This is a genomic window from Komagataeibacter sp. NFXK3, from assembly GCF_054182245.1.
The window spans coordinates 182,656-189,591 of the sequence record NZ_JAPIVJ010000008.1 but is presented as its reverse complement, the minus strand read 5'-3'; the positions used below and the strand labels follow the sequence as shown (position 1 = coordinate 189,591).

General features: G+C 66.7%; 9 protein-coding genes. 7 read left to right on the top strand and 2 right to left on the bottom strand.

From position 1 onward, the window contains the following. Positions 1–283 precede the first annotated feature (283 nt). Both ubiM and OQZ28_RS10680 read right to left on the bottom strand, forming a co-directional pair. Positions 284–1,465 (bottom strand): 5-demethoxyubiquinol-8 5-hydroxylase UbiM, encoded by a 1,182-nt coding sequence (gene ubiM, locus OQZ28_RS10685; protein WP_458136075.1) that lies wholly within the window; start codon positions 1,463–1,465, stop codon positions 284–286. A 32-nt stretch (positions 1,466–1,497) separates the two neighbouring features. Beyond that, positions 1,498–2,085 (bottom strand): nitroreductase family protein, encoded by a 588-nt coding sequence (locus OQZ28_RS10680; protein WP_458136074.1) that lies wholly within the window; start codon positions 2,083–2,085, stop codon positions 1,498–1,500. 162 nt (positions 2,086–2,247) lie between these two features. Here OQZ28_RS10680 and hisB point away from each other — a divergent pair, with 162 nt between their 5' ends. From hisB to OQZ28_RS10645, 7 genes are read left to right on the top strand one after another with little or no spacing between them, the layout of a single operon-like run. Then, a complete protein-coding gene (gene hisB, locus OQZ28_RS10675; protein ID WP_458136073.1) occupies positions 2,248–2,844 on the top strand; it encodes an imidazoleglycerol-phosphate dehydratase HisB in 597 nt (198 codons plus the stop codon). Continuing rightward, a complete protein-coding gene (locus OQZ28_RS10670) occupies positions 2,841–3,227 on the top strand; it encodes a hypothetical protein (protein WP_458136072.1) in 387 nt (128 codons plus the stop codon). Before hisB ends, OQZ28_RS10670 begins: the two co-directional genes overlap by 4 nt. Before the next feature lie 8 nt (positions 3,228–3,235). Then, entirely contained in the window at positions 3,236–3,916 is a 681-nt protein-coding gene (hisH, locus tag OQZ28_RS10665) for an imidazole glycerol phosphate synthase subunit HisH (RefSeq protein ID WP_130730612.1), read from the top strand. After that, positions 3,913–5,268 carry a 1-(5-phosphoribosyl)-5-[(5-phosphoribosylamino)methylideneamino]imidazole-4-carboxamide isomerase gene (hisA, locus tag OQZ28_RS10660; protein WP_130730613.1) on the top strand — a complete coding sequence of 452 codons (1,356 nt, stop codon included), beginning with the start codon at positions 3,913–3,915 and terminating at the stop codon, positions 5,266–5,268. The genes hisH and hisA overlap by 4 nt, the downstream gene beginning before the upstream one ends. After that, positions 5,268–6,029, top strand: a complete 762-nt coding sequence (gene hisF, locus OQZ28_RS10655; RefSeq protein WP_130730614.1) for an imidazole glycerol phosphate synthase subunit HisF — start codon at positions 5,268–5,270, stop codon at positions 6,027–6,029. The genes hisA and hisF overlap by 1 nt, the downstream gene beginning before the upstream one ends. A gap of 31 nt (positions 6,030–6,060) precedes the next feature. Then, positions 6,061–6,519 (top strand): phosphoribosyl-ATP diphosphatase, encoded by a 459-nt coding sequence (locus OQZ28_RS10650; protein WP_458136071.1) that lies wholly within the window; start codon positions 6,061–6,063, stop codon positions 6,517–6,519. A 25-nt stretch (positions 6,520–6,544) separates the two neighbouring features. Then, entirely contained in the window at positions 6,545–6,922 is a 378-nt protein-coding gene (locus OQZ28_RS10645; protein WP_130730616.1) for a histidine triad nucleotide-binding protein, read from the top strand. Positions 6,923–6,936: the final 14 nt, after the last annotated feature.

The following is a 6,936-nucleotide window of genomic DNA, read 5'->3' as shown; positions in this document are numbered from 1 at the left end:
AGACCAGTCTCACCCAGTCCAGACCGCCAATTATCATCCCTAAAGACAACAATCGCGCCGCCAGCATATCCCTTCCAGATACTCTCTCTATTCTCTTGTCAAAGAACCCTCAACCCAACAGGGCCGATTAACCTAGCAAATCCACCAAAGAAGCTCAAGAAGTTTCCTCAGCGCCGCCGGTGATTGGGGATATAGGACCCTCATCACATACCGTCAATCAGAAAATCGCACCGGAGATGAAAAAAGTCGCGGCCCCAAACACCCCAATGCGCCAAAAAGCCCGCTAGGACGCCGCTTTCCGGTCCATCAGCATATTTGTCACCGCTGATTTAAATGGCGAAAGGGCATCCGCCACGCGCAGCCCGGCCTGCCTGAGCACGCGGAAAGCGGGTTCATCACGCGTATAAAGTGTGGCGATTCCATTGGTGGCGGCAAACAGGGGGGCAGTTTCCATCCGGTGCCGCCGCTCAAAACGCCGCAGGGCGGACAGGCTGCCCACGGGCTCGCCGCGCGCCATGCCCGCAGCCACTTCCTGCGCCAGCGTCTCCTGCCCTTTCAGCCCGAGGTTGAAGCCATGGGCGGTGATCGGGTGCATGCCCACTGCGGCATCGCCCACCAGTGCAAAGCCTGGCGCTGCAAAACGATGGGCATACACGCCCCGCAATGGATAGGCATGCCGCGTGCTGACCAGCCGCATATTGCCCAACCGCCTGCCCACCCGCTCCATGATCTCGGCATTGAAGGCATCGCGCTCAAGCGTGCGCAGCCGCTCGATCTGCTCGGTCGGCAGTGTCAGCACGATGGACGAGGCCCCGCCATTGACCGGCAGGAGGGCAACGGTCTGCCCCTCGTCAAACCACTGGGTGGCCACATGATGGTGCGGCAGGTCATGCGCCATGCGGCAGACCAGCATGGACCGCCTGAAGTCATGCACGATCGCCCCGATGCGCTGCGAACGCCTGATCTGGGAAAACCGGCCATCAGCCCCCACGGCCAGGCGCGAGGTGATCTCGCCCCCATCATGCACCACGACCATATCCTCCCCGATGCGGCGGATATGGCGGGTGGCGGTGCCACCAAGCAGGCTGATGCCGGGGCGCTGGCTGGCTGCCATATATAAGCCATGGCGGATGCAGTGGTTGGACACCAGATAGCCCAGCGCATCTACGCCCCGGCCCTGCGTATCAAACTGGAGGGGGTGGTTGCCCCGCCCCGTCTCGACCCGCGCCTCGCGCAGGGGCGAGATGGCCACTTCAGGGATATGCGGCCACGCGCCCAGCTCCTTGAGCACCGCAACCGAATGATGGGTCAGCGCGATCTCGCGCCCGTCAAAGCCCGGCTCCGCCCAGGGGGCCTGCGGCGTGCGCTCGAGCACGGCCACGGACAGGCCACGGGCCTCAAGCGACAGGGCGGCGGCAAGCCCTGCCGGGCCGCCACCCATTATGGTGACATCATGATAGGTCATGGCTGGGTTCCTGTCCGTGTGGCCTTCAGGGGTTACGCATCCGCGCCGAACGAGGCGGGCGCGCCGGTCCACCGGGCCACGTAATCATCAACCGGGCGGCGCGTGGGGGCTTTCGCCTGCGCCGTGGGCGTGCCGACAAACAGGAAACCGGCCAGCCTGTGCGGCGCGGGGAAGCCCATCTCGGCAGCGAATTCCGGGTCATGAGCGACATCGCCGCTCACCCACACGCCGCCAAAGCCCGTGGCGTGCAGGGCGTTGAGAATGTTCATGGCGGCAGCTCCCACGGCCAGTTCCTGCTCCAGCAGGGGAATCTTGTTTTCGGGCCGCAGGTGCATGCCCAGCACGATGGTCATCGGCATGGTGGACATGCGCGAGAAACGCTTTTCCACCTTGGCGGGCGCCACATCGGGGTCGAGCCGCTTCATGCTGGCCACCACGCGCTCGGCCAGCTTCACCCGTGCCTCCCCCTGCACGATGGCATAACGCCACGGGCGCAGCTTGCCATGGTCGGGCGCACGCATGGCGGTGGAGAGGATGGCCTCGAGCACGTCACCCGCGGGGGCCGGTTCCGCCAGCGCATCGGTGGAAAACCGTGACAGGAGAAGATCGAGCGATGTCATATGGTCATTCCCTTGATATGAAGACACGCAGCAGCAGGCCAGAAGCCAACGCGCGCGACACCATGCCGCAACCGCCCGGCCCTGCCAATACGCATGCCCGGGCGGCGCGGCGCGGGCGGGATCGGTATGGATTCCGGCCCCGGCCTTCTGTAGAAGGGGGGCATGAACAGCCCGCGCACAGCCACGGTCCATCGCGCCACCAGCGAGACCGACATTACCGTGACCATCAACCTCGATGGCACCGGCCAGACCCGCATCGACACCGGGATCGGCTTCCTTGACCACATGCTGACAGCCCTTGGCCGCCATAGCATGTGCGATCTCGACATTGCCGCCAGAGGCGACCTGCATATCGACTACCACCACACGGTGGAAGATACGGGCATCGCCCTGGGCAAGGCCTTCGCGCAGGCCATTGGCGACAAGCGGGGCATCCGCCGCTACGGCAGCGCCAGCGTACCACTGGACGAGGCGCTGTGCGAGGCGGTGGTGGATATTTCCGGCCGCCCCTTCCTGGCCTGGTCCGTCACCTTCGGGCGCGACAAGATCGGGGAGATGGACACCGAACTGTTCGAGGAATTCTTCCGCGCCTTCGCCATGAGCGCGCTGGTCACGCTGCATGTCATCCAGCGCGCGGGGCATAACTGCCACCACATTGCCGAGGCCGCCTTCAAGGCCCTGGCCCGCGCCCTGCGCACCGCAAGCGAGCCCGACCCGCGCGCGGGTGGCATCATCCCCTCCACCAAGGGCAGCCTGTGACATTCTATTCCGCCCTGCTGCCGCCTGCGGGCAGGCCCGCCGATACGCGGGGCTGGCCGGTGATGGTGGCCTGCCGCATGTCGTGGCTGGTGCTGCTGTGCGGCTGGGGCGGACTGCTGCTGCGGGGGTGTTTCATCAGCGGGCTGCTGGCGGGGGGCGTGAGCATTCTGCTGATGCAGTTCGTGCCGCTGGCCCTTGCCCTGCCCGTGCTGGGCGGGCTGCACCTGTTGCTGGCCCTCAACACGCCGGAAATCCGGCAATGGGAACTGCAACTGCGCGGCTATGCCCCTGCGCCAGGCGTTTATGCGCCGGACCGCAACGCCGCCGTGCTGCGCTGGCTGGAGCATAACCGGCCTGTTCCCCTCCCTTCCCCCGTATCATGAGGCATACCATGCCCGCGCCCGCATCCTCCCGCCCCCGGTCCATCGTGGTGATCGACTATAATGGCGGCAACCTGGCCTCCGCCGCCCGCGCCCTGACACGGGCGGCAGCCGATAGCGGCATCGACGCCACCGTCACCATCACGGCGGACCCGCAGGCCGTCCTGCAGGCCGACCGCATCGTCCTGCCCGGACAGGGCGCGTTTGCCGACTGCGCGGCAGGGCTTGCGGCCCGGCCCGGCCTGCGTGATGCGATTGTTGCGGCAACCGATGGCGGCGTGCCGTTCCTGGGCATATGTGTTGGCATGCAGCTCATGGCCGAGCGCGGGCGCGAGCATGGCGTCACCCCCGGCTTTGGCTGGATTGCGGGGGAAATCGCGCTGATGGAGGCCCCCGGCCTGCGCCTGCCGCAGATGGGCTGGAACGAACTGGCCTTCACCCCCGGCGCCCACCCCCTGACCGAAGGGCTGGCGGCAGGTGCGCATGGCTATTTCGTTCATTCCTTCGCACTGGCGGGCTATGACAGCGCCGACATGGTGGCCACCACCGATTACGGCAGCCCCGTGCCCGCCATCGTGGCGCGCGGCAACCGGGCGGGCACCCAGTTCCACGTGGAAAAAAGCCAGCAGGTCGGGCTGCGCATCCTGTCCAACTTCCTGCGCTGGACACCCGCGCCGGACCCCGCGCCATGACCCGCCAGGCCACCCTTGCCGGCACGCTGCATGCCGAACGCCTGCTCGACAACATGCACGAGGACGACCTGCACGCCCTGTGTGATGCAACCAACGCCGCCATACTCGATGGCGGCGGCTTTGGCTGGCTGGCCCCGCCCCCGCGCGAGACACTGGAGCGTTACTTCCGCGGCGTGCTGCTGGTGCCCGAGCGGCAGATGTTCGTGGCCCGGCTCGATGACATGATCGTGGGCTCCGCCCAGCTCGTGCGCCCGCCGCGCAACAACGAGGCGCAGGCAATGAGCGCTGCCCTCATGCATTTCTACATCGCCCCCTACGCGCGCGGGCTGGGGCTGGGCCGCCTTTTGCTGACCGAGGTGGAAAACTGCGCGCGCAGCATGGGCTACCAGATCATCAACCTCGACGTGCGCGAGACACAGGCCGAGGCCGTGCGGCTGTTCCGCAGCAGCGGCTTCCACCACTGGGGCACCCACCCCAGCTATGCCCGCACCGATGGCCGCACCGTGCGCGGCCTGTTCTTCACCAAGCGCCTGCAGGATAACGAGCGGATCGTGCCCGCCCACCCGCAGGCTGCCTCCACCCCCATCCCTGCAGCAGGACATGCCCCCGTGACCGGACACAGCCTGACCCTCTACCCCGCCATCGACCTCAAGGATGGCACATGCGTGCGCCTGCGCCGTGGCGAGATGGACAACGCCACCGTCTATTCCGATGACCCCGGCGCGCAGGCGCGGGCATGGATCCATGCCGGCTGCTCGTGGCTGCATGTGGTCGACCTCAACGGCGCGTTTGCCGGGCGCTCGGCCAATACCGAGGCCATCGAGGCCATCATCGCCAATGCCTCGGTGCCGGTGCAGCTTGGCGGCGGCCTGCGCGACCTTGAAAGCATCGGCAAATGGCTCAATGCCGGGATCAGCCGCGTGATCCTGGGTTCGATCGCGGTCAAGAACCCCGAGCTGGTGCGCGAGGCATGCCGCCTGTTCCCCGGTCGCATCGTGGCGGGCATTGACGCGCGCAGCGGCCAGGTGGCCACCGAAGGCTGGGCCGAAACATCGGAGATGAAAGCCGTCGATCTCGGCCTGCGCATGCAGGATGCCGGTGTGGCCGCCGTCATCTTCACCGAGATCAGCCGCGACGGCATGCTGACCGGCATCGACATCGAGCAGACCGCCGACATGGCCAATGCGCTCTCCATCCCGGTCATTGCCAGCGGCGGGGTGGGCAACCTGGCCCATCTTGAAGCCCTGCGGGCGGCCACGGCACAGGCGCCGGGCATTGAAGGCGTGATCGTGGGCCGCGCGCTGTATGATGGCCGCATCGACCTTGGTGAAGCCCTGCGGGTCCTGTCCTGATGCTCAAGCTGCGCGTCATTCCCTGCCTGGACGTAAAAAACGGCCGGGTGGTCAAGGGGGTCAACTTCGTCTCGCTGCGCGATGCGGGCGACCCGGTGGAACAGGCCGCCGTGTACGACGCGGCGGGGGCGGATGAACTCACCTTCCTCGACATTACCGCCAGTAACGAAAACCGCGACACCATCCTTGATGTGGTCAGCCGCACGGCCGAGCGCATCTTCCTGCCGCTGACGGTGGGCGGCGGCGTGCGCACCACCGATGACATGCGCCGCCTGCTGCTGGCGGGCGCTGATAAATGCGCCATGAACTCGGCTGCCGTATCACGGCCCGAACTGGTGAGCGAGGCCGCGCAGAAATTCGGCAGCCAGTGCGTGGTGGTCGCCATTGATGCCCGCAGCGACGGGCATGGCGGGTGGGAAGTGTACACCCATGGCGGCCGCACCCCCACCGGGCGCAACGTGATTGACTGGTGCAGGGAAGTGGCGGAACGTGGGGCAGGCGAGATCCTGCTGACCAGCATGGACCGCGATGGCACCGGCAAGGGCTTCGACCTTGACCTGCTGCGGGCGGCGAATGCGGCGGTGCGCATTCCCATCGTGGCCTCGGGCGGGGTCGGCACGCTCGACCATTTTGTCGAAGGCGCGCGCGCGGGTGCGACCGGCCTGCTGGCGGCCAGCGTATTCCACTTCGGGCAGTTCACCATTCCACAGGTCAAGCAGGCGCTGGCGCAAGCGGGCCTGCCGGTCAGACAGACCGCCTGATCCTCCCTTTCCCGCCTATCGGAGCATTGTCATGGCCAAGCCAGAAAAATCCCGCAAGAACGCGCTCGCCAAGGCCGCCCCGGCCAAACCGGCCTCCGGCAAGGCGGCAGCACGCAAGGCCCCTGCCGCGACCATCGAGATCGAGGCCGTAGGCCCCGCGACACCTGATGTGCTCGACCGCCTGTTCGATGTTGTGGAATCGCGCCGGGGCACGGACCCCTCCGTCAGCCATTCCGCCCGCCTCCTTGCCCGGGGCCGGCGCAAGATCGCGCAGAAATTTGGCGAGGAAGCCGTGGAATGCCTGATCGAGGCCGTGGCGGGCAACCGCGAGGAACTGATCAGCGAAAGTGCGGACGTGCTCTACCACCTGATCGTGATGTGGGTGGATGCGGGCGTGAAACCGGCCGAGGTCTGGGCCGAACTGCTGCGCCGTGAAGGCACGAGCGGCGTGGCCGAGAAAGCCGCGCGCCCGCGCGACCCGCTGGCCTGAGCCACCCCAACAGGAGACAAGACCCATGCCCGTAAATGGTACCGGCGCCTATGACCCGCAGAACGTGTTCGCCCGCATCCTGCGCGGGGAACTGCCGTGCAGGAAGGTGTATGAAGATGAATACGCCCTCGCCTTCCATGACATCGCCCCCAAGGCGCCCATCCATGTGCTGGTGATCCCCAAAGGGGCCTATGTTTCCTTTGCCGATTTCAGCGCCGGGGCAAGTGAGGCGGAAATCGCAGGCTTCACCCGGGCGGTGGGCAAGGTCGCGCGTGACCTCGGGCTGGAAGCGCCGGGCTACCGCCTGGTGTCGAACACTGGCATCGAGGGTGGGCAGGAAGTGCCGCACTTCCATGTGCACCTGTTTGGTGGCCGCCCGCTTGGCGCCATGCTGCCGGGCTGAAGCCGGGCAGACAG

What these genes read in the sequence shown, in the direction of transcription:
- OQZ28_RS10650 (WP_458136071.1), top strand. Translation starts at nt 6,061, where the DNA reads ATGGCCAAGCCAGAAAAATCCCGCAAGAACGCGCTCGCCAAGGCCGCC.
- hisB (WP_458136073.1), top strand. Translation starts at nt 2,248, where the DNA reads ATGAACAGCCCGCGCACAGCCACGGTCCATCGCGCCACCAGCGAGACC.
- OQZ28_RS10645 (WP_130730616.1), top strand. Translation starts at nt 6,545, where the DNA reads ATGCCCGTAAATGGTACCGGCGCCTATGACCCGCAGAACGTGTTCGCC.
- OQZ28_RS10680 (WP_458136074.1), bottom strand. Translation starts at nt 2,085, where the DNA reads ATGACATCGCTCGATCTTCTCCTGTCACGGTTTTCCACCGATGCGCTG.
- hisA (WP_130730613.1), top strand. Translation starts at nt 3,913, where the DNA reads ATGACCCGCCAGGCCACCCTTGCCGGCACGCTGCATGCCGAACGCCTG.
- hisF (WP_130730614.1), top strand. Translation starts at nt 5,268, where the DNA reads ATGCTCAAGCTGCGCGTCATTCCCTGCCTGGACGTAAAAAACGGCCGG.
- ubiM (WP_458136075.1), bottom strand. Translation starts at nt 1,465, where the DNA reads ATGACCTATCATGATGTCACCATAATGGGTGGCGGCCCGGCAGGGCTT.
- hisH (WP_130730612.1), top strand. Translation starts at nt 3,236, where the DNA reads ATGCCCGCGCCCGCATCCTCCCGCCCCCGGTCCATCGTGGTGATCGAC.